The sequence below is a fragment of the Streptomyces vilmorinianum genome (assembly GCF_005517195.1).
In the GTDB taxonomy this organism is placed as follows: domain Bacteria; phylum Actinomycetota; class Actinomycetes; order Streptomycetales; family Streptomycetaceae; genus Streptomyces; species Streptomyces vilmorinianum.
Genome location: NZ_CP040244.1, coordinates 3,885,086 through 3,907,339 on the forward strand (window position 1 = coordinate 3,885,086; position 22,254 = coordinate 3,907,339).

Consider the following 22,254-nt stretch of genomic DNA (forward strand, 5'->3'; position numbering starts at 1 on the left):
GTCAGCGGAACTCGTGGACCACCTGGATCTCTCCGACGATGTGGGCGTTGAAGTCGTCGAGCTCCTCGGCCGGAACCCACAGCTCGAGGATCGTCCGTCCGCCGGCCTGCTGGACCGGGTACCGGCGCAGGAACTCCGACTCGACCTCGAAGCGCGTCACGAAGCCGGCTCCGCTGTGCTTGACGTTCCAGTCCCTGGCGATCTTGATCGCGTAGTCCTCGTCGAGGACGGGGTAGAAGATCGGCTGCTCGGGCAGACGGGGCGGCCACGCACGCCAGTTCAGCTCCCGGACCAGGTCCAGCTCCTCGGGGCCGGTCGGGCGCCACAAGGTCGTCGTCGTGGTCTGCAGGCTGGTCATGGGAATCACTCATCGCAGGTCGGTTGCCGCGAAGCGGCTGGTCGGGAGCGCCGACGACAGCGCCGTGACGGGCTCGCAGTCAGGCGCTTTTTCCGTGTCCGCGGTGGCGGTGGACCGTCAGGCAGGCAGACGGGCGACGCGTCGGCAGGCGCGGGCCGAGGGGGCCGTCAGGGCGTGTGACGCGGCCGCGAGGGAGCAGGCGAGCGCGATGAGGGGCCAGTTCGCGGCCATGAGGGCGGCGACGGCGAGCGTGAGCGCCGCGAGGGCCATGGCGACGCTTGTGGTGGTGCCCGCCCAGGCGACGACGAGGGGCAGTCGGTGCGGGGTGGGCAGTCGGCGGGCGAGGGCTCCGGTGGCGGCCAGCGTGGCCGCGGCGAGGAGTGCGGCGCCGCCGGCGGCGCCGGCCAGACAGACGGCCAGGAGGTGAGCCGTGCGCTGCAGTGGTCCGTCGTGCCCGGCGGCGGCACCGGTCCCGAGGAGGGTGTACCAGCAGGCGATCAGGAGGGGTGCGGTGAGGACGACGGACCGGGCGGTGTGCCGGGCCTGGGCGATGGTCAGTTCCCGCTGGCAGGCGGGCGCGAGTTCGCCGGGGGTGCCGAAGTCCCGCACCGCGTGGCGGACGGCGTCGGCGTAGGCCAGGCCCTCGTGGGTGAGGGCCTCCGCCGTGTCGGCGAGGCCGTCGCGTATCTCCTCGATCAGGCGCGTCTTGGCCTGGGTCGGGCCGTGCAGGGTGCCCGTCAGTTCCACGACGTACTCCTCGATGGCGTCTCCCGCTGCCGGGGCGACGGCGCTCATGAGGCGGGCCGGGGTGTGACGGACGGGTTGAGGACCGAACCGATGGCCGTCGTGAACTCGTGCCAGGCCGTACGCTCACCGGCCAGGGCGCCGCGTCCCGCGTCCGTGAGCGCGTAGCAGCGCCGGCGGCGTTCGCCGACCGATTCCCAGCTGCTGCTCAGCAGTCCGAGCCGTTCCAGCCGGTTGAGCGCCGGATAGATCGTGCCTGTCCGCAGGTCCAGTACGCCTCCGCTGCGCTGCTGGACCGCGGCGATGATCGCGTACCCGTGCAGCGGGCCCTGTTCGAGGACGGCCAGCAGCAGGCCGTCCAGGTGTCCTCGTACCGCATCCGTCCTCATAGGTAGGCAGCCTACTCAATGGAGGTGTAGGCGTACTATCTATTGGCAGCCAACATATTGGTGATCGATGGATCTCGGCTGGAGGGCCCGCAGTGACCAAGGTGCTGCTGTCCATACACGTACTCGCGGCGATTCTGGTGGTCGGGCCGATCGCCGTGGCCGCGTCGCTGTTCCCGCGCCATGCGCGGCAGTCGGCCTTGGGCGGAGCGGAACCGAAACCGGAACCGGAGGGGCGTGCCGCGTCCGTCGCCGCACTGCTGCACCGGATCTGCCGCGGGTACGCCGTCGCCGGTGTCGCCGTCCCGGTCTTCGGGCTCGCCACCGCCGCCCAGCTCGGCGTCCTGACCGACGCCTGGCTTCTCACGTCGCTGGCGCTGACCGCGATCGCCGCGGCCGTCCTCGCTCTGGCGATCCTGCCCCGCCAGCAGCGCCTTCTCCTCGGGGGCCCGGCCGAGGCGGCGGCCGGCGCGGCCCGGCTGTCCATGCTGACCGGTGTCTTCAACACGCTCTGGGCGGTCGTCGTCGTCCTCATGATCGTCCGCCCCGGCTCGACCACCGGAGCGTGAGGGCGGTGCGCACGCTGCGCATCGCGGCCGCCGCCGAGGCGGCCTCGCTCCTGATCCTGCCGGCCAATCTGCTCACCACGCACACAGCCGCGGTCTCGACGCTCGTCGGCCCGATCCACGGCACCGCCTATCTCGTCGTCGTCGCGGCCACGTGGCCGGCCCCCGGCGCCGCCGCGCCGGGCGCCCGTCGGCGGTCCGTCGTCCCGGGAGTCGGCGGCCTGCTCGCTCTGCGGCGGCTCCGGGACACCGACCGCTCCCGGGCGGGCCAGTCGCCTCCGGCCACGACGGGGCTGTGACGTCGACGTTCCGCGGTCCAGCCGGGCCTCCTGGTCGTCGCCCCCGGGGAGTCAGCCGCCCTCGCGGGGCGCGGCGACCGTGCCGTCGAGCCGCAGACCGTATTCGGTCAGGCCCCTCAGGGCCGCGGCGGCCACGGGCTCCTGCTCGGCCGCGTACGGCAGGGCCCGGGTGGCCGAGCCGCTGCCCGCGACGGCGCGGCGGCGCAGGTCGTCGAACCGGCCCGCGTCCGCGAGGTGATGGACCAGTTCGGTGTCCGCGTGCACGTCGCCCGCGGCGGCCCGGTCCGCCAGTTCGGCGAGGAGGCCCCTCTTGACGAGCAGCTGCGCGAGCCGCCGTGCGTCGTACTTGCCCAAGGGCCGGGTCTCCTCGCGGAGCAGAGCCAGCAACTCCTCCTCACGGCCCAGCCGTTCGAGGAGACCGATCAGCGAGGTCCGGGCCTGCTCGTCTCCCGCTGCCCTGGCCCGGCGCCAGAGCGCCACGGCCTCGTCGGCGCGGCCGTTGTGCTCCAGGGTCCGGCACAGATGATCGAGGGCGGCTCCGTCGCCGTGGGCCGCGCGCGCCTCCAGCTCGGCGATACGGCCCTGCTCGACGAGGGTCCGTGCGATCGCCTGCTGGGCACGCCAGTTGCCCGCGTCCGCGCGGGCGACCACGTCCTCCCAGCGGCCCGCGTCCACGAGCAGCTCCGCGACGACCGCGTCGAGATCGTCGTTGGAGCCGTGGTCGCGCTCGAAGCCGAGCGCGAACTCCCATGCCTCCTCCAGCAGTCCCAGCTCGCGGCAGAGGTGAAGCTCCGCCCACGGGCCGTACGGCGAGGGCTTCCACTCCGCGCACAGCGCCAAGGCGTGGGCCGCGACCTCCGGCTCCTCGACGGCACGTGCCACCCAGTGCCGCGTCAGGCGGCCTCTGGCAACCTGGGAGCCGTGCGTCGCCAGCTCCTGCAGGTCGTCGAGGCGGCCCGCGTCGTCGAGCAGCCCGGCCAGCAGCTCGTCACAGGCGTAGGCGCGGGGGTCCTGCGCGAACCAGGTCCGCAGCAGGCGTTCGGCCTCGGCGACACGCGGCGCCGTTCCGTCGCCCAGGAGCAGGCGGGCCAGCTCCTCCCGCAGGTCGGAGTGGCGCCCGGCATGCTCACGCAGCAGCGCGAGAGCCTCCTCGCGGCGGCCGTCCCTGTCCAGTGCCTGCGCGGCCCGGCGAGCGGCGTGTACGTCACCGGCCTCGGCGAGCCGCCTCCACACGACGATCGCCTCACCGCGTTGGCCCGCGGCCTCCAGCGCTCCGGCGAGGGCTTCGGCCGCCCCGTCATGGAAGCTCGCGTACGGCCGCAGTCGGGCGATCCGTCCCTCGTGATCGTCCTCTTCCGCCTTCCCGTGGGTGTGTTCCTGTACGAGGTGGGTGATCGCCTCGTGGTGCCCGTCGGCCGCGAGGGACTCCAGCAACGCGCGGGACGCGGCCGTTCGTCCCCGGGTCCGCAGCAGCCGGGCCCGGTGCACCGCGCCGTCGGGCCCGGCGGCGGCGTAGAACGTGTCGGCGAGTTCGTACAGCAGGCGCCATTCCGCGCTCCAGCCGATCCGTACCAGGTCGTGAGGGGCCGACGTGGCCAGCAGCGCGCGCCAGGTGGTCTCGGGCACCGGTGCGAGCCGGCGACGCCGGCTCCCGACGTGCAGGAGATGGTCGGCGAGGGTGTAGCCGACGACGCTGCCCGGTTCGGTGCCGGCCCTGGGCGAGAGCGCGGCCGTGGCGCCGTCCACTCTCTTCGTGGCGTGGCGCAGTCCGTCCTCCCACCACTGCTCGGTGGCGCGTGCCCACGCCGTGGAACCGATGTATCCGGGGGCGGCGGCACGCAGGAACGCGGCGGTCACGAGGTCCGGGGAGCCGAGGCGGCGAGCGTCGATCGCGGCGTCGATCAGGGCACGTCCGTAGACGTTGCCGTGGCACCAGCGGCGTTCAAGGACGGGGGCGCCCGCGAGGGTCTGCACCACGCCGAAGTCGGAGACCTGTATCGCGGCGGCGACGCGCGGGTCCTTCTCGGCGATCTTCCGGGAGCGTTCGCGCTCGGAGTCGCTGAACTCCTCGGCGACGTCGACGGTGACGGCCAGGGCGAGGATGTCGCGGGCCGGGGACGGGGCGCCGTTGCCCGGCTCGTCGCCGCGTCCCTCGTCGGCGCGCTCCGGGTTGCTGTGGCGGTCGTACTGGTCGGGCCAGAGCGCCGCCACGACGATCGTGGGCCTGCCCGGGTCCAGGAGGCGTACGAGCGTGTGGGCGGAGAGGGGCGTGGCCGGCGGAGTGGGGTGCGCGGAGAGGAAGCGGTCCAGGTCGTCGAGCCAGACGACCAGACCGGGCGCTGCCGGTGGCGCCGCATCGGCGAGTTCTTCGAGTGCGGCGGTGTCCTTCGGCCGCAGAAGCCACCAGCCGGGGAGTTCGGCGCGTACGGCCTCGTGGGCGGAGCGGCTCTTTCCGGTGGAGGGCTCCCCCACCAGGAGCAGCATGCCGCCCGCGGCTCTCGTCTCCCGCAGGGCGCGGCGCAGTACGTGATCGTGGTCCCGTGGGATGTACAGGGGGAGGTCGCCCGGAGCGCCGGGGACCTCGACGGCCGGCTTGACGCCGAGGTGGCGCGGGTTCCAGTCCTCGACCCGTCGCGCGCCGGGGACGGGCGGCGCATCCGTACGTCGGGGGGTGGGCGGGGCCGCGAGTGCGGGCAGAAGGCCGGCGGCCGGGGCCGGGGCGGGCTCGGTCCGGGCGGGCTCGGTCCGGGCGGGCTCGGTCCGGGCGGGCTGGGCTCGGGCGAGGACCGCCCTGGCCTGGGCGCGCAGGACGGCGTGGCCGACGGTGCCGGCGCGGCGGGCGGCCTCGGCGCGGTGGACGCGGGCCCACTCCTCCGCGTCGAGGAGGCGTACGGCCTCGCCCTCCGCTTCGGCGATCCCGAGCTGAAGCGCCGCGGCCCGCAGGGCGCGGACGACGGCCTTCAGCTTGCCGGCGTCCTGCGGGAAGCGCTCCCCTCGCAGCCAGTCGCTCACCGTGGTCGGCGACACACCGGCGTGGCGGGCGAGGAAGCGGTAGGGCGCCCGTTCCGTCAGATGCTCCGCGTGGAAGGCGCCCAGGGCTCTGATCCGGGTGGTGAAGTCTTCGTCCTCGAACTCCTCCGCCCCGCTGCCTGGTCGTGCTGCTCGGCTGTCCTCCACCGGCTCCCTGCCCCGCCTGTCCCGTCCATCGCGTGCGTGTCCAAGGTCGTGTCCAGGGCGTCCCTGGACAGAGGGAAGCGTACGTCCCCGACGTGGGGTGATGCCGTCCGGTGTGTCCAACTCCGAGGCAGAAGGCAGCGGGACGGCGGCCGGGACACGGATCTTCTCGGCATGCGACCCCGCCGATCGTGACGCGGGGCCAACACCGAAGGGATCGCCATGAGTCAGGTCCAGTTGCTCTGGTTGCTGCTCGCGCTGTCGGTCGCGCTCCATCTCGCCTGCTGCGCGGGCTGGGCCGCGCGGCGTGCCGGGAACGGGCGGGCGCAGGCGGCACTGATCGGGGGCGGGGCGGCGTGCACGTCGCTCGCGGTGTTCTTCGCCGGGGTCTCCGCGTTTCGCTGAGCGGCCGCCGCATGGTGTTGGCTGGGGCCGGTACGCGCCCCAGCCTCCGAGGAGTCGTCATGTCCGCCGCCGAGCAGCCGCCCACGCCCCGTCGCAACGTCCAGCCGCCGACCGCGCAGGCCTCGCTCGGCGCGGGCGTCGTGGTGACCGACGAGGCGGGGCGGGTGCTCCTGGGTCTGCATCCCACGGGCGCGTGGGAGCTGCCGGGGGGCAAGGTCGACCCGGGCGAGTCCCTTGAGAGCGCGGCCGTCCGTGAACTCGCCGAGGAGACCACGCTCGTGGCCGATGTCGCCGACGTGGAGATCATCGGGATCCTGCTGGACACGCTCACGTCGGCGGAGCTCACCCGGATGACGGCGGTGGCGGTGGTACGGGCCTTCAGCGGCACCCCGGCCGTCGCCGAACCGGACAAGATCCGGCGCTGGGAGTGGATCTCCCCCGACGCCCTCCCGCAGCCGCTGTTCCCGCCGTCCGCGCAGGCGCTCAGGACATGGCGGCCGGAACTCCCCATCGAGGACGGCCCGTTCCACCGCTACCCCGTCGCCCGTCGGCGCTGAGCGCCCGCGCGGCCCGCGTCATACGTCCGCGATCAGGGCGTACCGCTCGTCGTCCACGGTCTTGCCCCACAGGTCGCTGTGCCGGTCGCCGTCGAGGGGCTCGACGCGCAGCCCGGAGACGAGGGGGCGTACGGCGGCGGCCAGGTCCTCGGCGCCGATGCCGCCGTTCCACGGCAGGGACTCGGCTCCGGCGACGTACGGCACGCCGCTCTGGCCCGACTCGCGCCACCGCCCCTCGACCAGGACCAGTCGGCCGCCCGGCCGCAGCCGGCTCACCCAGGCGCGCAGCGCGGCCTCGGGGTCGGGCAGGGTCCAGAGCAGATGCCGTGACAGCACGAGGTCGAAGCGTTGTTCCGCGGTGGGGGGCGCCATGGCGTCACCGGTGAGGAAGCGGCCCGTGAGGCCGGCGGCCGTGAGCTTCGCGCGCGCCTGGTCCACCATCTTCGGCGCCAGGTCGAAGCCGGTCACGCGGTGGCCGGCCTCGGCGAGGAGCAGGGACAGCGATCCCGTGCCGCAGCCGATGTCGAGGACGTCGGCCGGTTCGGACGGTATCCAGCCGTGCAGGAGCCGGGTCCATGCGGCGCGGGTGCGGTCGGCGCGCAGTCCGTGGTCCGGTTCGTCGTCGAAGGCCGCGGCAGCGGCGTCCCAGTAGGCGGCGATCGAAGCAGTGCGGTCGGTCATGTGCCGATCTTCGCAGCGGCCACTGACAGTCCCGTCGATCCTGGACTTGTAATCACCGAATTGAATATCCACTTTGGTGAGTACCATCGAGGCGTGCCACACCGGCACCGACGCCGCACGGAGGAGCGAGAGGCTCATGCACAACGGCCCGTACACGCGTTACGTCGCCCTGGGCGACAGTCAGACCGAAGGCCTCGGGGACGGGGACGACACCACCGGACTGCGCGGCTGCGCGGACCGTCTCGCCGAGCTGATCGCGGCCACCAGCCCCGGACTGACCTACGCCAACCTGGCCGTTCGAGGCCGCCTCGCCGGACAGGTACGCGCGGAGCAGCTCGGGCCGGCGCTCGCGCTGCGCCCGGACGTGGCCACCGTCGTCGCGGGCATGAACGACCTGCTCCGGCCCCGGTTCGACGCCGATGAGGTGGCCGGTCACCTGGAGGCGATGTTCGCCGAACTCACCGCCCAGGGCGCACGGGTGGCGACGGTCACGTTCCCGGACACCACGCGGATCATCCCGCTCGCGCGGCCGATCGGGCCCCGCGTCACCGCGCTCAACGCGCGCATCCGGGAGGCGGCGCGCCGGCACGGCGTGGCCGTCGCCGAGACCTTCCCCCACCCCGTCGTCACCGACGCCCGCCTGTGGAGCCCGGACCGCCTGCACGCCAGTCCGCTCGGCCACGAGCGCATCGCCGACGCCGTCGCCGACGCTCTCGGCCTTCCCGGCAGCAGCGACGCGTGGACCCACCCGCTTCCGGCGCGCCCGGGCCCACCGCCCTCCGGGCTGACGGCGGCGGCCGCCGAGCTGCGGTGGGTCGCGGGCTTCCTGGGCCCCTGGATCGGCCGGCGGCTGCGCGGCCGCTCCTCCGGCGAGGGCCGCACGGCCAAGCGCCCCGAGCTGCTGCCGGTCCGGTAGCGGGACTCAGCCGGCGAAGTGATTCACCGCCCGGCGGCCGCCTCCGCGGCAATCCGGTCGAACTGGGCGCCCATCGCCTCGGCCAGCGCCTGCGCGGCGGAGAGCGGGCGGACCATGACGGTCAGGTCGTCGATCTTCCCTTCCTCGTCGAAGTGGAGGAAGTCGCACCCCTGGATCCGCTTGCCGTTCACGGTGGCCGTGAAGACGAGGGCGTGGTCGCGGCCGTCGGGGTTCCCGATCTCGCGGACGTAGGTGAAGTCCTCGAAGACGCGCAGGACGCCTCGGAGGATCGCGGCCGTGATCGGCTTTCCGGCGTACGGCTTGAAGGCGACGGGGCTCGTGAACACGACGTTCTCGGCCAGGAGGGCCGTCACGGCCGCTTCGTCCCGGTTCTCGACGGCCTTGCGGAAGGGGTGCATCAACCGACCTCTCTCGTACTCAACAAAGTGAATAGCCACTTTGGAGAGTAGTGGCCTGCGCCCGCATACGCGAGAGGGCGGGTGCGGGTCTCACAGGCCCGCGCCCGCCCTCGTCAGCGGATGATCAGCGGTCGGAGCGCGACCGGGCAGCCTTCTCGGCCTGCTCGGCCTTCTTCTCCTTGATCCGCGCCGCTTCCTTCCGGACCTCGGCCTGGGTGGCGCGCTCCTTCCGCAGCCACTCCGGGTCGTCCTTCTTCAGCGCCTCGATCTGCTCGGTGGTGAGGGCGTCCGTGATGCCGCCCCGCGCGAGCCCCGAGATGGAGATGCCGAGCTTCGCCGCGATGACCGGCCGGGGGTGCGGGCCGCCCCGCCGCAGCTCCTTGAGCCACTCGGGCGGATCGGTCTGCAGGGCGTTCAGCTCGGCGCGCGATACGACACCCTCCTGGAACTCGGCGGGGGTGGCCTCGAGGTACACACCCAGCTTCTTCGCCGCGGTCGCGGGCTTCATCGTCTGGGTGGTCTGGTGCGACGTCATGGTGTCAAGGGTATCGAGCGTGTGAGCTACCTCTGACCACGACCGGTAACCTGGCGGGGTGACTGGCCAGGAAGAACCCCCTTCGTTCCGGCTCGCCTACGTCCCGGGAGTGACGCCCACGAAGTGGGTGCGGATCTGGAACGAACGCCTGCCCGACATTCCGCTGCCCCTCGTCCAGGTACCGGCCGGCGAGGCCTTCGCCCTGCTGCGGGGCGGCGGCGCGGACGCGGGTTTCGTACGCCTGCCGGTCGACCGTACGGACCTCAGCGCGATCCCCCTCTACACCGAGACGACCGTGGTCGTGGTCCCCAAGGACCACGTCGTGGCGGCCGTCGACGAGGTGTCGCCGGAGGATCTGGCGGACGAGATCGTGCTGCATCCGCTGGACGACACCCTCGACTGGGAGCGTCCGCCGGGGCTGCCGGCGATCGAACGCCCGGCGACGACGGCGGATGCCGTCGAGCTCGTGGCGGCGGGGGTGGGGCTGCTCGTCGTCCCCCAGTCGCTCGCGCGTCTGCACCACCGCAAGGACCTCACCTACCGCCCCCTCTCGGACACCCCCGAGTCGCGTGTCGCCCTGTCGTGGCCGCAGGACGAGACCACGGACCTCGTGGAGACGTTCATCGGGATCGTGCGCGGGCGGACGGTCAACAGCACCCGAGGACGCACGGTGGCCCAGCCCCCGCCCCAGCCGAAGGCCAAGCCCGCGGCCGGCAGATCGACGGGCAAGGGCACGGGCACGGGCACACGGAGCGGATCCTCCGGTTCCGGCGGCGCGAGGGCCGCGAAGGGTACGAAGGGCACGAAGGGCGCCAAGGCCTCCCAGGGCGCCAAGCGCGGCAAGCCCCGCCGCAGGTCGTAACCGCGCGCCCGCGCCCTCAGGCGGCGGCGCGGCGGGCCAGGAGGTACGCCCGGCGGGTGTCGGCCTCGTGGGCGTACGGGCTGCGTTCCATACGCATCTCCACGGTGAAGCCGGCCTCCTCGAGCAGGCCGGCGATGCGGGCGGGCTCGTGGAAGTGGAAGTCGACGTCCACCTCGTGGCCCCACCACTCGTCCAGGTGCCGTAGCTCCTCGCCGACGTGGAAGGCCACCAGGAGCAGCCCGTCGGGTCGCAGCACGCGCCGGGCCTCCGTGAAGGCCGTGCGCAGCTCCCCGGGGGCGAGGTGGATGACCGAGTAGAGCGCGACGGCCGCCCCGAACTCCTCGTCTGCGGCGGGGAGGGCGAGCAGGTCGCCCTCCCTGAAGTCCACGTCGCGATACCGGCGGCGGCCGGCTTCGATCATGCCGGTGGACAGATCGATGCCGACCGCCGTCGCGCCCTGTGCGGCGAGCCAGGCCGCGACGTGTCCGGGACCGCACCCCAGATCGGCGACGGCCGTGCCCGGCTCCGAGCGCTCCAGCAGCGCGCGCAGCAGCGCCCGGTCCAGCGGCTTGCCCGCCAGCTCCTCGTGGAGCCGGAGCGCGTACTCCTCGGCCACCGTGTCGTAGCTGTGGCGGACAGAGGCATGGCTGTGTGAATCCCCCATGGCGTCAGCATGCCACCACGCCTCTGTCGTCGGCGGCGGTTTACCAGGCGACCGGGAGGCGTTCGGGGATGCGCTTCATGAAGCGCGTACGCCAGACCAGTTGGTCGACCGGGACCGCGAGGTGCAGGTCGGGCATCTTCCGAAGGAGTACCTCCAGGGCGATCTCGGTGTGCTTCTTGCCGAGGGCCGTGGCCGGGCAGTAGTGCTGGCCCCCGCCGAAGGAGAGGTGCGTGCCGGCGTTGGGGCGCCTGATGTCGACGGTGTGGGGGTCGGGGAACACGGCGGGGTCGGTGTTGGCCGCCTCGACCAGGACGAGGAGGAGCTCTCCCTTGCGTACCTCGACGTCTCCGAGGGTCACGTCCTCGAGGGCGAGGCGCGGCAGTCCGTCGGCGATGGACAGGTTGACGCGCAGGAGCTCGTCGACGGCGCCGGAGATCAGGCCCGGGTCCTCGCGGAGCTGTGCCCATACCTCGGGGTGCTGGAGGAGGGAGAAGACCGCCATGGTGAGGAAGCCCATGGTGGAGATCACACCCGCGCCGAAGAACGTGACGCCGACCGTGGCCAGCATCTCGTCGGTCAGATGGGCGTAGTCGGGATCCCCGCGCAGGGCGGCGAGTTCGGCCATGAGCCCGCGCGTCGCCGGGTCGTCGAGCCGCTCGGTCATGTAGGCGATGTCGCGGTCCCAGTTGAGCCGCGCGCCGGTGACGGGGCAGGCGGAGTTCATGAACGCGATGTCGAGGCTGGCGGCGAGGCGCGGGGCGTCGGCCTCGGGTATGCCGAGGATGCGGCAGTGGAGGTGTTCGGCGTACGGGTTGGCGAACCGGCCGCGGAGGTCGACGGGTGCGCCGTAGGCGAGGAGGTCGTCGACCAGCGTGGAGGCGTGGGCGCGCATCCAGTCGGTGAGGCCGTCGGTCTTGGGGTTGATGGCCTTGAGGACGGCCTTGCGGAGCCCTGCCCCGGTGATGTTGCCCATGTTGTTGACGACCTCGGGCGGGATGGTCAGCGCGTACTGCCGGGGGACGCCGGGCGCGGAGGTGTCCTTGAGGGAGAAGCGCGGGTCTTCGAGGACCTGCTTGCACAGCTCGTACGACGACACGAGCCAGGCCGGGTCGCCGGCGATGGTGCGGACGCGTGTGACCGGTTCGGCGCGCAGGGACTCGATCTCGGGCGGGAGGCGGTCGCCGCGGGCGGAGAACGGGAAGTCGAGCAGGGTGTCCGGCGTGTCAGTGGTCATGGTGGTCTCCGAGGCTGGGGGTGACGATGGCGTGGCCCTGGTTGCGGGAGGCGCGCAGTCCGGAGCCGCGGGAGTAGAGGAGTTCGGCCATCGGCAGGAGCTGGTGGTAGCAGTTGAGAGAGGAGGGGACACCGAGGATCGCGGGGGTGTCCAGGAAGAGCGGTGCCTCGGCGCAGATGTACTGGAGGCAGACCTCGCGCTGGCGGGCGGTGGGTGTCTGCCCTTCGAGGACCTTCGAGGAGAGGAAGGCGGCGACGAGTTTGTCGCAGGTGGTGAGGAACTCCGCGTCCGTGGCGAGGAGATCGTCCAGGTGTTTGCGCAGGTGCCGGTAGGCCGGGATGTCGAGGAGCGCGGACATGGGGCGTCCTCGGAGCCGTTCACCGCCGGGGTCGAGGGTGGCGACGGCGTTGTTGACCTTGGCGCGGACGCCGCGGAGGTTCTTGACCGCTTTGCGGCGGGCTTCGTCCGGCGGGTAGCCGAGTGCCTCGTACATGTCCGCGACATGCAGGTCGGTGTAGATGAGGTCGGCCTGTTCGAAGGTGCGCAGTCCCCAGGCGGCGAGGTCGGCCACCCGCTGGGCGGAGAAGTAGCCGTTTCCGGGGGAGATGCCGATGACGGCGTGGGCGCCTTCGGTGTGGATCACCTGGCAGTGTTGCGTGTACGGCTGGACCTTGAAGCTGTCGGTCGCTGTCGTCAAAGGAAGAGATGTCCTTCGGGCCGCTAGTCCCGTCGGGGCCGTGTGCCCCTGGTGTGGCGGCGACGCCCTGAAGTTACCGGCGATCTCCACAGAGTGACGATTTCGCCCGCGAGGTGGCCAAAAATAATCGGTACGTGACGGAAATTGATCAGATGCCAGAAAAGGAAGCGCCGCCCCCACTTGGGGGCGGCGCGTGTGGATCGTCTTACCACTGACCGAAGCTCAGGTGGATTCGCGGTGAACCAGCTCTGTGGGCAGGATGACCGCGGCCGGCTCCTCCCCGGCTATGCGGGCGAGGAGCGTGCGGACCATCTCGGTGCTGATGCGGTCCCAGGGCTGCCGGATCGTGGTGAGCGGCGGGCGGGAGGAGACCGCGGCGGGCGAGTCGTCGAAGCCACCGACGGCGACGTCCTCGGGCACCCGGCGTCCGGCGCGGTCGAGGGCGTCGAGCACGCCCTGGGCCATCAGGTCCGAGGCGACGAACACGGCGTCGATGTCCGGGGCGCGTTCCAGGAGCAGGGCGGCCGCGGTCTCCCCGCTCGCGCGGCTGTAGTCGCCGGTGGCGATCAGCGCCTCGTCGGCGGGCAGACCGTACTCGGCCAGCGTCTCGCGGTATCCGGCGAGGCGCTCGACGCCGCCCGGGGTGTCGAGCGGGCCGGTGACGGTGGCGATCCGGCGGCGGCCCGTCTCGTACAGATGGCGCACCATGTCCCGGGCGCCGTCGCGGTCGTCGGCGGCGACGTAGCCGATCTTGGCGGTCTGACCGAGGGGCTTGCCGCAGGCGACGACGGGGACGCCCGCGTCGTGCAGCTGGGCCACCACGGGGTCGCCGGAGTGGCTGGAGACCAGCAGGACGCCGTCGACGTGCCCGGCCTCGATGTAGCGCAGGTTGCGCCGGCGTTCGGCCTCGGTGCCCGCGATCATCAGCAGCAGCGGGATGTCCTGTGCGGCCAGCGCCTGGGTGCAGGCGCGCAGCAGCACGTTGAAGTTGGGGTCCTCGAAGAACCGTTCCTGGGGCTCGGTCAGCAGGAACGCCACCGAGTCGGACTTGCCGGTGATCAGCGAGCGGGCGTGCCGGTTCACGACGTAGCCCGTCCTGCGGATCGCGGCGTCCACGGCTGCCTTCGCCGTGGGGCTCACGTAGTGCCCGCCGTTGAGGACGCGCGAGACGGTGCCGCGCGAGACCCCCGCCTCGCGCGCCACGTCGTGGATCGTCGCCGGGCGGCGCCTGTTCGCTGCTGTGCTCATGCTCTGTTCCCCTGTTCCCCTGTGCTCAGGACTTTACGGCGCCGGACAGCAGGTCGAGGCTCCAGAACCGCTGAATGACGAGGAAGAGGGCGATGAGCGGGACGATCGCGAGCAGCGCGCCGGTGATGACCAGGGTGTAGAGGGCGGGTTGGCCCGCGCCCTGCTTGAGGAGGGTGAACAGCCCCACGGTCATGGGGAACTTCTCGTCGTTGCCGAGCATGATGAACGGCAGCAGGAAGTTGTTCCAGATGGCCACGAACTGGAAGAGGAAGATCGTGACCAGGCCCGGCGACATCATGGGGACGGCGATCCGCAGGAAGATCCGCCACTCCCCCGCGCCGTCCATCCGGCCGGCCTCGACGAGCTCCATGGGGATGGCGGCCTCAGCGTAGATCCGGCCGAGGTAGACGCCGTACGGGGAGAGGATCAGCGGCAGCAGGACGGAGAGGTACGTGTCCGTCAGGTCGGCCTCGGCCATCAGCAGGTACTGCGGGATGGCGAGGATCACCGGGGGCATGAGCACGCCCGAGAGGATCAGGTTGAAGAAGGTCTCGCGGCCGCGGAAGCGGTAGACGGCGAGGGCGTAGCCGGCGAGGGCGGAGACGCTGGTGGACAGGACGGCGCCGAGTCCGGCGTAGAACACCGAGTTGGCCATCCACCGCCAGTAGAGGCCGTCGCGGTACGCGGCCAGGTCGGCGAGGTTGTCGCCGAAGCCGTCGCCGGGCAGGAAGGTGAAGGTGGAGAAGAGGTCCGCGCCCGACTTGGTGGAGGCCACCAGGACCCAGGCGATGGGCAGCAGGCAGTAGAGCGCGCCGAGGACCAGGGCCGCGGTGGGCAGCAGGGCGGCGCGGCGCGGGCTGGGGGTCCCCCCGCCGGAGGCAGGGGGAGGGCCCAGGGAGGTTCCGGGGGTGGCGCCGGCGGCCGGGGCGGCTTTGCGCACCTGCGGCGGGGAGGCGAGCCCGCTCATCGGGTGGCTCCTTGCTTCGTACGACGGTTGGAGGCCCGCAGGAGGCCGAAGGACAACAGGAAGGTGGCCGCGGCGAGGACGACGGCGGTGGCCGAGGCGGCGTGGATGTTCCCGCCGGTGAAGGCGTCGTTGTAGACCTTCATCAGGGGGCTCCAGGTGGTGGGGATGCCGTTGGTGAGCGGCCGGAGCGTCATGGGCTCGTTGAAGACCTGGAGGGTGGCGATGATCGAGAAGAAGAAGGTGAGCACCAGCGAGGGCGCCACCATGGGGATCTTGATCCGCAGGGCGATCTGCAGTTCCGAGCAGCCGTCGAGTTTGGCGGCCTCGTAGACCTCGGCGGGGAGCGACCGCAGCGAGGTGTAGATGACGATCATGTTGAAGCCGGTGCCGCCCCAGACGGCGATGTTGGCCATCGCCAGGTAGAGCGGTCCGCCGTCCATCAGGTCCGGCTGCGGCAGCCCGAGGGTGTCGAGCAGGTAGGAGAAGGGGCTGACGTCCGGCAGGTACAGGAAGCCCCACATGAGGGCCGCGATGACGCCGGGGACGGCGTACGGCAGGAAGATGGCGAGCCGGGAGAAGGAGCGGGCGCGGGCCCGTTCGGTGTCGAGCAGGAGCGCGAACAGCAGGGCGAGGCCGAGCATGACGGGGACGACGATCGCGCCGTAGCCGAGGATCCGCAGGGCGCCGGCGCCGAGTTCGGAGTCGGTGAGGGCGGCGGTGTGGTTCTCCAGACCGGCCCAGACCTCGCTCCTGGCTCCCTTGCCCAGACCGAGGCCCTTGACCTCGATCTTGTGGAAGCTGAGCCAGATCGCGTAGCCGATGGGCAGCGCGAAGAAGAGGGCGAACAGGACGGCTGCCGGGAGGAGGAAGCCGTACGGGGCCAGCTTGACCCCGTACGACCGGCGCACGCCCTGGGTGGGCTGCGTCACTGGGCGACCTCGAAGCCCTGCTTCTTCAGGTCCGCGACGGTGGCGGCCTGCATGGCGGTCAGGGCGACGGCGAAGTCGGACTTGGCCTTGGCGGCCTTGCCGAACTCGTCCTTGAAGGAGGTGTAGGCGACGTTCACGTTGGGGCCCCAGGCGGCGGGGGCGGTGGTCTTCGCGATCGTCGCGGCCCGCGTGTAGAAGTCGGGCTGGTTGACGAAGAAGTCGGGGGCCTGGGCGAGCGCGCCGCCGGTCTGGGCGGCGGTGGCGGCCGGGTAGATGCCGGCTTCCTTGACCAGGGCGGCGAGCGCCTCGGGGTCGGTGTTCAGCCAGGTCGCGAACGTGGCGGCGGCCGCCTTGTGCCGGGAGTCGGTGGTCACGGCGGTGGTGGAGCCGCCCCAGCTGCCGGTGGTGGGCTTGGCCGCGTCCCACTGGGGCAGCGGGGCCATGGCCCACTTGCCCTTGGTGTCGGGCGCGGCGGTGGTGAGGACGCCGGGGGCCCAGACGGCGCTGACCCAGGCGATCTGCTGCCCGGTGTTGAGGGCCTTGTTCCAGGCGGGGGTGTACATCGGCTGGTTGTCGATGGCGCCCTCCTTGACGAGGCCGCCCCAGAAGTCGGCGACCTTCTTGGTGGCCGCGTCGTCGACGCCGACCTTCCACTTCTGGTCCTGGGTGGTCCACCACTGGGCGCCCGCCTGCTGGGAGAGGCCGGCGAACAGGCCCGCGTCGTTGGAGGAGAAGGTGGTGAGCGCCTTGTCGGGGGCCTTGGCCTTCAGGGCCTTGGCGGTGGCGGCGAACTCGTCCCAGGTGGTGGGGACCTTCAGGCCGTACTGCTTGAAGAGGTCCGTCCGGTAGAAGAACATCAGCGGCCCGGAGTCCTGGGGCACCGCGTAGACGGCGTCGGAGCCGAGGGTGGTCTGCTGCCAGAGACCGGGGGCGAACTTGTCCTTGGCGTCGCCGACCTCCTTGGAGATGTCGGCGAGGGCGTCGTTGCTGACCAGCGTCGGCAGGGCCTGGAACTCGGCCTGGACGAGGTCGGGGGCCTGGTGGGCCTTGGACGCCGTGATGATCTTCGTCACCAGGTCGTCGCCGGACGCCTGCTTCTGGACCGTGACCTTGATGTCCGGGTTCTTCTTGTTCCAGATCGCCGCCACCTTGTCCATGTTGGGCGCCCAGGCCCAGTAGGTGAGCGAGACGGGACCCGACGCGGTCTGCTCCTCGCCTTCGGGCGAGCCGCAGGCGGTGAGTGCGGCGGCGCCGAGGGCGACGGCAGTGGCGGTGGCGACAACACGGTGGCGCGAAACGATGGGCATGGAGCCCCTCCCCTGACGAGCGGTCTCCCGTTGCGGGAGGACCGGCCATGCATCTGTGAGCGTTCACAGTAGAGAAACGTTCCGGACACTTGTCAATGGTGGATCGTGTGCGGTTATGTTGCGTTGCCACATCGAGATCCGATGTGTGTACGTTCACAGATGATCGAGTTCTGACGTTCAGGAGACAACCCATGCCGGACATGACTCCCCAAGGCCTGCACCGGCTCGCCTTCGGTGGGGACTACAACCCCGAGCAGTGGCCGGAAAGCGTCTGGCAGGAGGACGTCCGGCTGATGCGCGAGGCCGGCGTCACCATGGTGAGCGTCGGAATCTTCTCCTGGGCCCTGCTCGAGCCGGAGCCGGGCGCATACGATTTCGGCTGGCTCGACCGGGTCCTGGACCTGCTGCACGAGCACGGCATCCGCGTCGACCTGGGGACCCCCACGGTCGTGCCGCCTGCCTGGTTCTACCGGGCCCACCCCGACGCGCTGCCGGTCAGCCGTGAGGGCGTGCGGTACTCCTTCGGCTCACGCGGCGCGATCTGCCACAGCTCCCCGGCCTACCGCGAGGCCGCCGCACGGATCACGACGAAGCTCGCCGAGCGGTACGCCGTCCATCCCGCGCTCGCCCTCTGGCACGTGCACAACGAGTACGGCGTCCCGGTCAGTGCCTGCTACTGCGACACCTGCGCGGCCCGCTTCCGGCGCTGGCTCGAGGGCCGGTACGGATCCGTCGACGCCGTCAACGAGGCCTGGGGCACCGCCTTCTGGGGCCAGCGCTACACCTCGTACGAGCAGATCGACCCGCCGCGCCTGACCCCCACCGTCGGCAACCCGGCCCAGCAGCTCGACCACCGCCGCTTCGCCGACGCCACCATGCGGGAGAACTTCGTCACGGAACGGGACATCCTGCACCGCCTCTCCCCCGGCGTCCCGGTCACCACCAACTTCATGACCGCGCTCAGCCAGTGCGACTCGGTGGACTACTGGGCCTGGGGCCGCGAGGTCGACCTCGTCACCAACGACCACTATCTGATCACCGACGGCCGCCGCACCCATGTCAACCTGGCGATGGCCGCCGACCTGACCCGCTCGGTGGCGGGCGGCGCCCCGTGGCTGCTGCTCGAACACTCCACGTCCGGCGTGAACTGGCAGCCGCGCAACCCCGCCAAGCGCCCGGGCGAGATGGCCCGCAACTCCCTCGGCCATGTCGCGCGCGGCTCCGAGGGCGCGATGTTCTTCCAGTGGCGCCAGTCCCGGCGCGGCGCCGAGAAGTTCCACTCCTCGATGCTGCCGCACGCCGGCACGGACTCGCGGGTCTGGCGCGAGGTGGTCCGGCTCGGCGCCGACCTCGACTCGCTGGCCACGCTGCGCGGCACGCGCACCGTCCCGGACGTCGCGATGGTGTGGGACTGGGAGTCGTGGTGGGCGCAGGGCCTGGAGTGGCGCCCCACCGAGGACCACGACGCGCGCGAGCGCGCCGACAGCTTCTACGAATCGCTCTACGACCGGCACCTGACCGTCGACTTCGCCCACCCCGAGCACGACCTGTCGGCGTACCCGCTGGTCGTCGTCCCCGCGCTCTACCTCGCCACCGAGGCCGCGGGGCTCAACCTGCGCGCGTACGTGGAGAACGGCGGGACGCTCGTCGTCTCGTACTTCTCCGGGATCGTCGACGAGCACGACGCCGTGCACCCCGGCGCGTACCCGGGCGCCCTGCGCGAGGTGCTCGGTCTGACCGTGGAGGAGTGGTCCCCGCTCGGCGCGGGCGAGTCGGTACGGATCTCGGGCCCGGGCGGGGCGACGCTGCCCGCCGACGTGTGGACCGAGTTCGTGGTGGAGCGCGGCGCGGAGCCCGTGTGGACGTACGCGGACGGGCCGGCCGCCGGGCGGGCGGCCGTCACCCGGCACCGTCTTGGCAAGGGCACCGCCTGGTACGTCTCCACCCGGCTCGACGCGGCCTCGCTCGACGAGATCCTCGGCGCCGCCTGCGCGGACGCGGGGATCGCGCCGCGCGACACGCTCCCCCGGGACGTCGAGGTCGTCCGCCGCTCCGGCACGGGCGGCGACTACCTCTTCGCGCTCAACCACACCGCGCAGGACGCGAAGGTGCCGCTGGACTCCCCCGGCACCGAGCTCCTCCACGGCGAACGCGCGGCCGGTCACCTCGCCGTCCCGGCCGGGTCGGTCCGCGTCGTACGGCTCGACGCCTGACCCTCCTTCCCCCCTCATGACTCCCCGGGGGCGGGCGTCTCGCACGCGCGCCCCCGGGTGAACGGCACCACCGCACCACCGCCCCCTCCCTCCACCGTCGAAGGGACATCGACGATGTACGCCGTTCCCCGCACCCTGCGGTCCTTCATGTCAGGTACACGATCGAGAGTCGCCGTGGCCTCCGCGCTCGGCGCGCTGCTCCTGGCGGCGCTGCCCGCGCAGCCGGCCCAGGCGGCCTCGACGCTCACCAACACCGGCTTCGAGGCCGACGGCACCGGAACCGCCACGCCGTCCGGCTGGTCCACCTACTCCGCGACGGGCCGGAACGCGGCCTCGTTCACGGAGGCCGGCGGGCACAGCGGCGGCTACCGGCTGAGTCACTGGGCCTCCTCCGCCTATCAGGTGGAGACGTACCAGTACCTCTCCGGTCTGACCAACGGCAGCTACACGCTGAGCGCCTGGGTGCGCTCCAGCGGCGGCCAGAGCTCCGCCTACCTCGCGCTGCGCAACTGCGGCTCCGCCGAGCAGCGCACCGATCTGCCGCCCACCCCCAACGGCGCCTGGATACGCCTGGTCACCTCGGTCAACGTCACGAGCGGCCAGTGCACGATCAGCGTCAACTCCAACGCCGCCGCGGGCCAGTGGCTCAACGTCGACGACCTCACCTTCGCCGCCGGCTCGACGGGGCTGACGGTCAAGGGCGTCGACATCTCCTCGCTGAAGAAGAGCGAGGACCTCGGGGGTACGTACCGCACCGCGGCCGGGGCCACGGCCGACCCCGTGTCGCTGCTGAAGTCGGCGGGCGCCACCTACGGCCGCCTGAAGGTGTCGGTGAATCCGGCCGACGGCTACAACAACAAGGCCCGGGTCCTGGCGACGGCCCAGCGCGTCAAGGCGCAGGGCATGAAGCTCCTCGTCGACTTCCACTACTCCGACACGTGGGCCGATCCCGGCGCGCAGAGCAAGCCCGCCGCGTGGGCCTCGCACTCGTACAGCCAGCTGACGACGGACGTGTACAACCACACGTACGACGTGCTGAACGCCCTCAAGGCGCAGGGCACGACGGCCGACATGGTGCAGATCGGCAACGAGATCAACACCGGGATGCTGTGGCCGCAGGGCTCGACGGACAACTGGTCGCAGCTCGCGGGGCTGCTGAAGTCGGGGATCAACGCCACCAAGGCGGTCTCCTCGTCCACGCAGATCGCGCTGCACCTCGCCCACGGCGGCGACAACAGCCTGTACCGCTGGTGGTTCGACAACGCGACCGCGCAGGGTGTCCCGTACGACGTCATCGCGCTGTCGTTCTACGGCTACTGGCACGGGGCGCTGTCCGATCTGCAGGCCAACCTGGACGACATCTCCGCCCGTTACGGGAAGAAGGTCATGGTCGCCGAGACGGCGTACCCCTTCCGGCTGGACAGCGAGGACAGCCACGAGAACATCATCGACACCACCGGTGAGCTGGTCTCCGGGTACGCGGCGAGTTCGGCCGGTCAGTCGGCCTGGCTGCGGGACGTGATGAACGTGGTGGAGGCCGTGCCGAACGGCCGCGGGCTCGGTGTCGTCTACTGGGAGCCGACCTGGACGGCCGTGACCGGCAACGGCTGGAACCCGGCGGACCCGTCGTCGGGCAACGGCTGGGAGAACCAGGCGCTGTTCGACTACGACAGCAGGCTGCTGCCGGCGGCCTCCTGGCTCGCCCACCGCTGATCCCCCCTTCTCGGCTCGGCCGGCCGGCCTCGTGCTCCCTCGGGAGGGCGAGGCCGGCCGGTCATCGCGCGATCTCGGCCGCGGGGCCCATGACGATCACCGGCTCCCTGGCCGGGTTCAGCGTGCGCAGGAGCCGGCGCATGGCGTCGGCGGGAAGGGAGACGCACGCCTGGGTCGGGCCGCCGTGGTCGACGTGGATCCACACGCCGCCGCCGCGCTCCTGTCCGAGCGGCCGTTCCTTGTCCAGGGGAGTCGTTCCGGGTGTCCGGTTGTAGTCGATGGCGACCACGTAGTCGAAGGAGCCCTCCAGGGGCTCGCCGAGGAACCCGGTGCCGGGGGAGGCGAACTCCTCGGACTGGTCGTAGGGCAGCAGCGCGCCGGGGTCGGGCAGCCGCCCGCCGGCGTCGCCGAGCCTGAACACCCCGATCGGGGTGCGCAGATCGTCCGCCCAGTGCTCGGTCGCCCAGCCGCGCAGCGCGTTGTGCGCGCTCCACGGCCCGGCGGCCCGATGCCATCTCCCGGCGTCGTCCCGCTCGTACAGCACGGCGGTGGCGACGTTGGTCTCGTGCGAGCCGCCCGTCACCACCAGCGCCTGGCTCGTGCCGTCCGGGATCCTCGTACGGGTCACCGGCCCGACTCCGGGAGGCGCGCCGGCCCCGAACGCGGCGGAGCCGGGCGAGCCGGGCGCCGCCGCCGGGCCGGCGTTCTTGGCCGCGGCGGGGCGCGGGCCGGGTGCGGCGGCCGGCGCGGAGTCCTCGGGCGACACCTTCATATAGCCGACGAGTGCGAGCGTCGCGCACAGCGCGGCGGTCACCAGGCGCGGGCCGGGTCGGACCTTCCTGACGGGCATGGGGCAGCATCCTCCGACGCTGGGGGACGGCAATGCGGCGATACGTACCCGCTCCGCACCCGCCCCTGTCGCCGGAGCCGCGCACTCACCCGACCGGGGGCAGAGTCTGACGGAGTGTCACGACAGCGTCCCGTGAGGTCGGCTGTGTCAGGCCGTGGTGGCGGGGGTCTCGTCGAGGTCCCAGGCGTGGAGCTTGAACGCGCGGACGAAGTCGGGGTGGTCCTCCCAGTTGCGGGCGACGCCGCGCAGGACGTCCCAGTTGTGTTCGAGCGCCTGGTCGATGATGTTGCGCATCGCCGGGTCGGCCGTCGCGCGCTGGTCGGCGAGGCCCTTGACCGCCGCCGCGGCCTTCACGGTGCCGAGGAGGGCGCGCAGGGCGCGGGAGGTGTCGTCCATGCCGAATCCGTGGTCGCTGCCGGTCTCGGGGTCGAACAGCGGGCGGAGGCGTGCCTCGATGAACGCGGTGATCCGCTCGAAGTGCTGGACGTCCACGGGTTCTCCATCTCCTGCCGTGCCGCCACCGGCCCGGC

The 22,254-nt window shown here is 72.0% G+C and carries 24 protein-coding genes; 8 read left to right on the forward strand and 16 right to left on the reverse strand.

What is annotated here, in order from left to right:
* Position 1: 1 nt before the first annotated feature.
* The 3 genes from FDM97_RS18280 to FDM97_RS18290 all read right to left on the reverse strand — a co-directional run bounded on the left by FDM97_RS18280 (position 2) and on the right by FDM97_RS18290 (position 1,491).
* A complete protein-coding gene (locus FDM97_RS18280; RefSeq protein ID WP_137991468.1) occupies positions 2-358 on the reverse strand; it encodes a hypothetical protein in 357 nt (118 codons plus the stop codon).
* A 117-nt stretch (positions 359-475) separates the two neighbouring features.
* Complete coding sequence (locus tag FDM97_RS18285) at positions 476-1,153, reverse strand: permease prefix domain 1-containing protein (RefSeq protein ID WP_137991469.1); 678 nt, start codon at positions 1,151-1,153, stop codon at positions 476-478.
* Positions 1,150-1,491, reverse strand: coding sequence for a PadR family transcriptional regulator (locus FDM97_RS18290; RefSeq protein ID WP_137991470.1), 342 nt, complete (start codon positions 1,489-1,491; stop codon positions 1,150-1,152). Before FDM97_RS18290 ends, FDM97_RS18285 begins: the two co-directional genes overlap by 4 nt.
* 92 nt (positions 1,492-1,583) lie before the next feature.
* Here FDM97_RS18290 and FDM97_RS18295 point away from each other — a divergent pair, with 92 nt between their 5' ends.
* Both FDM97_RS18295 and FDM97_RS18300 read left to right on the forward strand, forming a co-directional pair.
* Positions 1,584-2,057 (forward strand): hypothetical protein, encoded by a 474-nt coding sequence (locus FDM97_RS18295; RefSeq protein WP_137991471.1) that lies wholly within the window; start codon positions 1,584-1,586, stop codon positions 2,055-2,057.
* Positions 2,058-2,062: 5 nt separating this feature from the next.
* Positions 2,063-2,353 (forward strand): DUF3817 domain-containing protein, encoded by a 291-nt coding sequence (locus tag FDM97_RS18300; protein ID WP_137991472.1) that lies wholly within the window; start codon positions 2,063-2,065, stop codon positions 2,351-2,353.
* A 51-nt stretch (positions 2,354-2,404) separates the two neighbouring features.
* On the opposite strand, the gene FDM97_RS18305 is transcribed toward FDM97_RS18300, so the two are convergent.
* On the reverse strand, positions 2,405-5,530 hold the full coding sequence (locus tag FDM97_RS18305) for a hypothetical protein (RefSeq protein ID WP_175439156.1): 3,126 nt from the start codon (positions 5,528-5,530) through the stop codon (positions 2,405-2,407).
* Between the two features lie 219 nt (positions 5,531-5,749).
* Between FDM97_RS18305 and FDM97_RS18315 the strand changes: the two genes are divergently transcribed.
* Both FDM97_RS18315 and FDM97_RS18320 read left to right on the forward strand, forming a co-directional pair.
* Positions 5,750-5,932, forward strand: coding sequence for a hypothetical protein (locus FDM97_RS18315; protein ID WP_137991475.1), 183 nt, complete (start codon positions 5,750-5,752; stop codon positions 5,930-5,932).
* Between the two features lie 59 nt (positions 5,933-5,991).
* Positions 5,992-6,489: a nucleotide triphosphate diphosphatase NUDT15 gene (locus tag FDM97_RS18320; RefSeq protein WP_137991476.1), complete on the forward strand. Its 498-nt coding sequence runs from the start codon at positions 5,992-5,994 to the stop codon at positions 6,487-6,489.
* Between the two features lie 18 nt (positions 6,490-6,507).
* On the opposite strand, the gene FDM97_RS18325 is transcribed toward FDM97_RS18320, so the two are convergent.
* On the reverse strand, positions 6,508-7,170 hold the full coding sequence (locus FDM97_RS18325) for a class I SAM-dependent methyltransferase (RefSeq protein WP_137991477.1): 663 nt from the start codon (positions 7,168-7,170) through the stop codon (positions 6,508-6,510).
* 136 nt (positions 7,171-7,306) lie between these two features.
* On the opposite strand from FDM97_RS18325, the gene FDM97_RS18330 reads away from it, so the two are divergent.
* Complete coding sequence (locus FDM97_RS18330; RefSeq protein WP_137994887.1) at positions 7,307-8,086, forward strand: SGNH/GDSL hydrolase family protein; 780 nt, start codon at positions 7,307-7,309, stop codon at positions 8,084-8,086.
* Positions 8,087-8,109: 23 nt separating this feature from the next.
* Here the strand turns inward: FDM97_RS18330 and FDM97_RS18335 are convergent, their stop codons facing one another.
* Entirely contained in the window at positions 8,110-8,505 is a 396-nt protein-coding gene (locus FDM97_RS18335; RefSeq protein ID WP_137991478.1) for a nuclear transport factor 2 family protein, read from the reverse strand.
* Positions 8,506-8,629: 124 nt separating this feature from the next.
* Positions 8,630-9,040, reverse strand: a complete 411-nt coding sequence (locus FDM97_RS18340) for a DUF5997 family protein (protein ID WP_137991479.1) — start codon at positions 9,038-9,040, stop codon at positions 8,630-8,632.
* A gap of 58 nt (positions 9,041-9,098) precedes the next feature.
* Here FDM97_RS18340 and FDM97_RS18345 point away from each other — a divergent pair, with 58 nt between their 5' ends.
* Positions 9,099-9,902: a LysR substrate-binding domain-containing protein gene (locus FDM97_RS18345; protein WP_137991480.1), complete on the forward strand. Its 804-nt coding sequence runs from the start codon at positions 9,099-9,101 to the stop codon at positions 9,900-9,902.
* 16 nt (positions 9,903-9,918) lie between these two features.
* On the opposite strand, the gene FDM97_RS18350 is transcribed toward FDM97_RS18345, so the two are convergent.
* The 7 genes from FDM97_RS18350 to FDM97_RS18380 all read right to left on the reverse strand — a co-directional run bounded on the left by FDM97_RS18350 (position 9,919) and on the right by FDM97_RS18380 (position 16,948).
* Positions 9,919-10,566, reverse strand: coding sequence for a class I SAM-dependent methyltransferase (locus FDM97_RS18350; protein WP_137991481.1), 648 nt, complete (start codon positions 10,564-10,566; stop codon positions 9,919-9,921).
* 40 nt (positions 10,567-10,606) lie between these two features.
* Positions 10,607-11,800, reverse strand: a complete 1,194-nt coding sequence (locus FDM97_RS18355; protein WP_137991482.1) for a cytochrome P450 — start codon at positions 11,798-11,800, stop codon at positions 10,607-10,609.
* Positions 11,790-12,497: a cyclodityrosine synthase gene (locus FDM97_RS18360; protein ID WP_217510245.1), complete on the reverse strand. Its 708-nt coding sequence runs from the start codon at positions 12,495-12,497 to the stop codon at positions 11,790-11,792. Before FDM97_RS18360 ends, FDM97_RS18355 begins: the two co-directional genes overlap by 11 nt.
* Positions 12,498-12,719: 222 nt before the next feature.
* On the reverse strand, positions 12,720-13,745 hold the full coding sequence (locus FDM97_RS18365; protein WP_137991484.1) for a LacI family DNA-binding transcriptional regulator: 1,026 nt from the start codon (positions 13,743-13,745) through the stop codon (positions 12,720-12,722).
* Positions 13,746-13,770: 25 nt separating this feature from the next.
* Entirely contained in the window at positions 13,771-14,712 is a 942-nt protein-coding gene (locus FDM97_RS18370) for a carbohydrate ABC transporter permease (RefSeq protein WP_137991485.1), read from the reverse strand.
* Positions 14,709-15,641, reverse strand: a complete 933-nt coding sequence (locus tag FDM97_RS18375; protein WP_137991486.1) for a carbohydrate ABC transporter permease — start codon at positions 15,639-15,641, stop codon at positions 14,709-14,711. Before FDM97_RS18375 ends, FDM97_RS18370 begins: the two co-directional genes overlap by 4 nt.
* On the reverse strand, positions 15,638-16,948 hold the full coding sequence (locus tag FDM97_RS18380) for an ABC transporter substrate-binding protein (RefSeq protein ID WP_137991487.1): 1,311 nt from the start codon (positions 16,946-16,948) through the stop codon (positions 15,638-15,640). Before FDM97_RS18380 ends, FDM97_RS18375 begins: the two co-directional genes overlap by 4 nt.
* Before the next feature lie 191 nt (positions 16,949-17,139).
* Here FDM97_RS18380 and FDM97_RS18385 point away from each other — a divergent pair, with 191 nt between their 5' ends.
* Together FDM97_RS18385 and FDM97_RS18390 are read left to right on the forward strand one after the other, a co-directional pair.
* On the forward strand, positions 17,140-19,161 hold the full coding sequence (locus tag FDM97_RS18385) for a beta-galactosidase (protein ID WP_137991488.1): 2,022 nt from the start codon (positions 17,140-17,142) through the stop codon (positions 19,159-19,161).
* 147 nt (positions 19,162-19,308) lie between these two features.
* On the forward strand, positions 19,309-20,874 hold the full coding sequence (locus tag FDM97_RS18390) for a glycoside hydrolase family 53 protein (RefSeq protein WP_175439157.1): 1,566 nt from the start codon (positions 19,309-19,311) through the stop codon (positions 20,872-20,874).
* A 61-nt stretch (positions 20,875-20,935) separates the two neighbouring features.
* Here FDM97_RS18390 and FDM97_RS18395 read toward each other — a convergent pair whose 3' ends face one another.
* Both FDM97_RS18395 and FDM97_RS18400 read right to left on the reverse strand, forming a co-directional pair.
* A complete protein-coding gene (locus tag FDM97_RS18395) occupies positions 20,936-21,724 on the reverse strand; it encodes a hypothetical protein (protein WP_432816225.1) in 789 nt (262 codons plus the stop codon).
* Between the two features lie 147 nt (positions 21,725-21,871).
* On the reverse strand, positions 21,872-22,216 hold the full coding sequence (locus FDM97_RS18400) for a hypothetical protein (RefSeq protein ID WP_137991490.1): 345 nt from the start codon (positions 22,214-22,216) through the stop codon (positions 21,872-21,874).
* Positions 22,217-22,254: the final 38 nt, after the last annotated feature.

Bases quoted from the DNA above. Each gene is read 5' to 3' on its own strand.
- FDM97_RS18290 (WP_137991470.1), bottom strand. From the start codon at position 1,491: ATGAGGACGGATGCGGTACGAGGACACCTGGACGGCCTGCTGCTGGCC.
- FDM97_RS18370 (WP_137991485.1), bottom strand. From the start codon at position 14,712: ATGAGCGGGCTCGCCTCCCCGCCGCAGGTGCGCAAAGCCGCCCCGGCC.
- FDM97_RS18340 (WP_137991479.1), bottom strand. From the start codon at position 9,040: ATGACGTCGCACCAGACCACCCAGACGATGAAGCCCGCGACCGCGGCG.
- FDM97_RS18325 (WP_137991477.1), bottom strand. From the start codon at position 7,170: ATGACCGACCGCACTGCTTCGATCGCCGCCTACTGGGACGCCGCTGCC.
- FDM97_RS18350 (WP_137991481.1), bottom strand. From the start codon at position 10,566: ATGGGGGATTCACACAGCCATGCCTCTGTCCGCCACAGCTACGACACG.
- FDM97_RS18380 (WP_137991487.1), bottom strand. From the start codon at position 16,948: ATGCCCATCGTTTCGCGCCACCGTGTTGTCGCCACCGCCACTGCCGTC.
- FDM97_RS18395 (WP_432816225.1), bottom strand. From the start codon at position 21,724: ATGCCCGTCAGGAAGGTCCGACCCGGCCCGCGCCTGGTGACCGCCGCG.
- FDM97_RS18330 (WP_137994887.1), top strand. From the start codon at position 7,307: ATGCACAACGGCCCGTACACGCGTTACGTCGCCCTGGGCGACAGTCAG.
- FDM97_RS18335 (WP_137991478.1), bottom strand. From the start codon at position 8,505: ATGCACCCCTTCCGCAAGGCCGTCGAGAACCGGGACGAAGCGGCCGTG.
- FDM97_RS18385 (WP_137991488.1), top strand. From the start codon at position 17,140: ATGCCGGACATGACTCCCCAAGGCCTGCACCGGCTCGCCTTCGGTGGG.
- FDM97_RS18365 (WP_137991484.1), bottom strand. From the start codon at position 13,745: ATGAGCACAGCAGCGAACAGGCGCCGCCCGGCGACGATCCACGACGTG.
- FDM97_RS18355 (WP_137991482.1), bottom strand. From the start codon at position 11,800: ATGACCACTGACACGCCGGACACCCTGCTCGACTTCCCGTTCTCCGCC.
- FDM97_RS18285 (WP_137991469.1), bottom strand. From the start codon at position 1,153: ATGAGCGCCGTCGCCCCGGCAGCGGGAGACGCCATCGAGGAGTACGTC.
- FDM97_RS18320 (WP_137991476.1), top strand. From the start codon at position 5,992: ATGTCCGCCGCCGAGCAGCCGCCCACGCCCCGTCGCAACGTCCAGCCG.
- FDM97_RS18390 (WP_175439157.1), top strand. From the start codon at position 19,309: ATGTCAGGTACACGATCGAGAGTCGCCGTGGCCTCCGCGCTCGGCGCG.
- FDM97_RS18280 (WP_137991468.1), bottom strand. From the start codon at position 358: ATGACCAGCCTGCAGACCACGACGACGACCTTGTGGCGCCCGACCGGC.
- FDM97_RS18315 (WP_137991475.1), top strand. From the start codon at position 5,750: ATGAGTCAGGTCCAGTTGCTCTGGTTGCTGCTCGCGCTGTCGGTCGCG.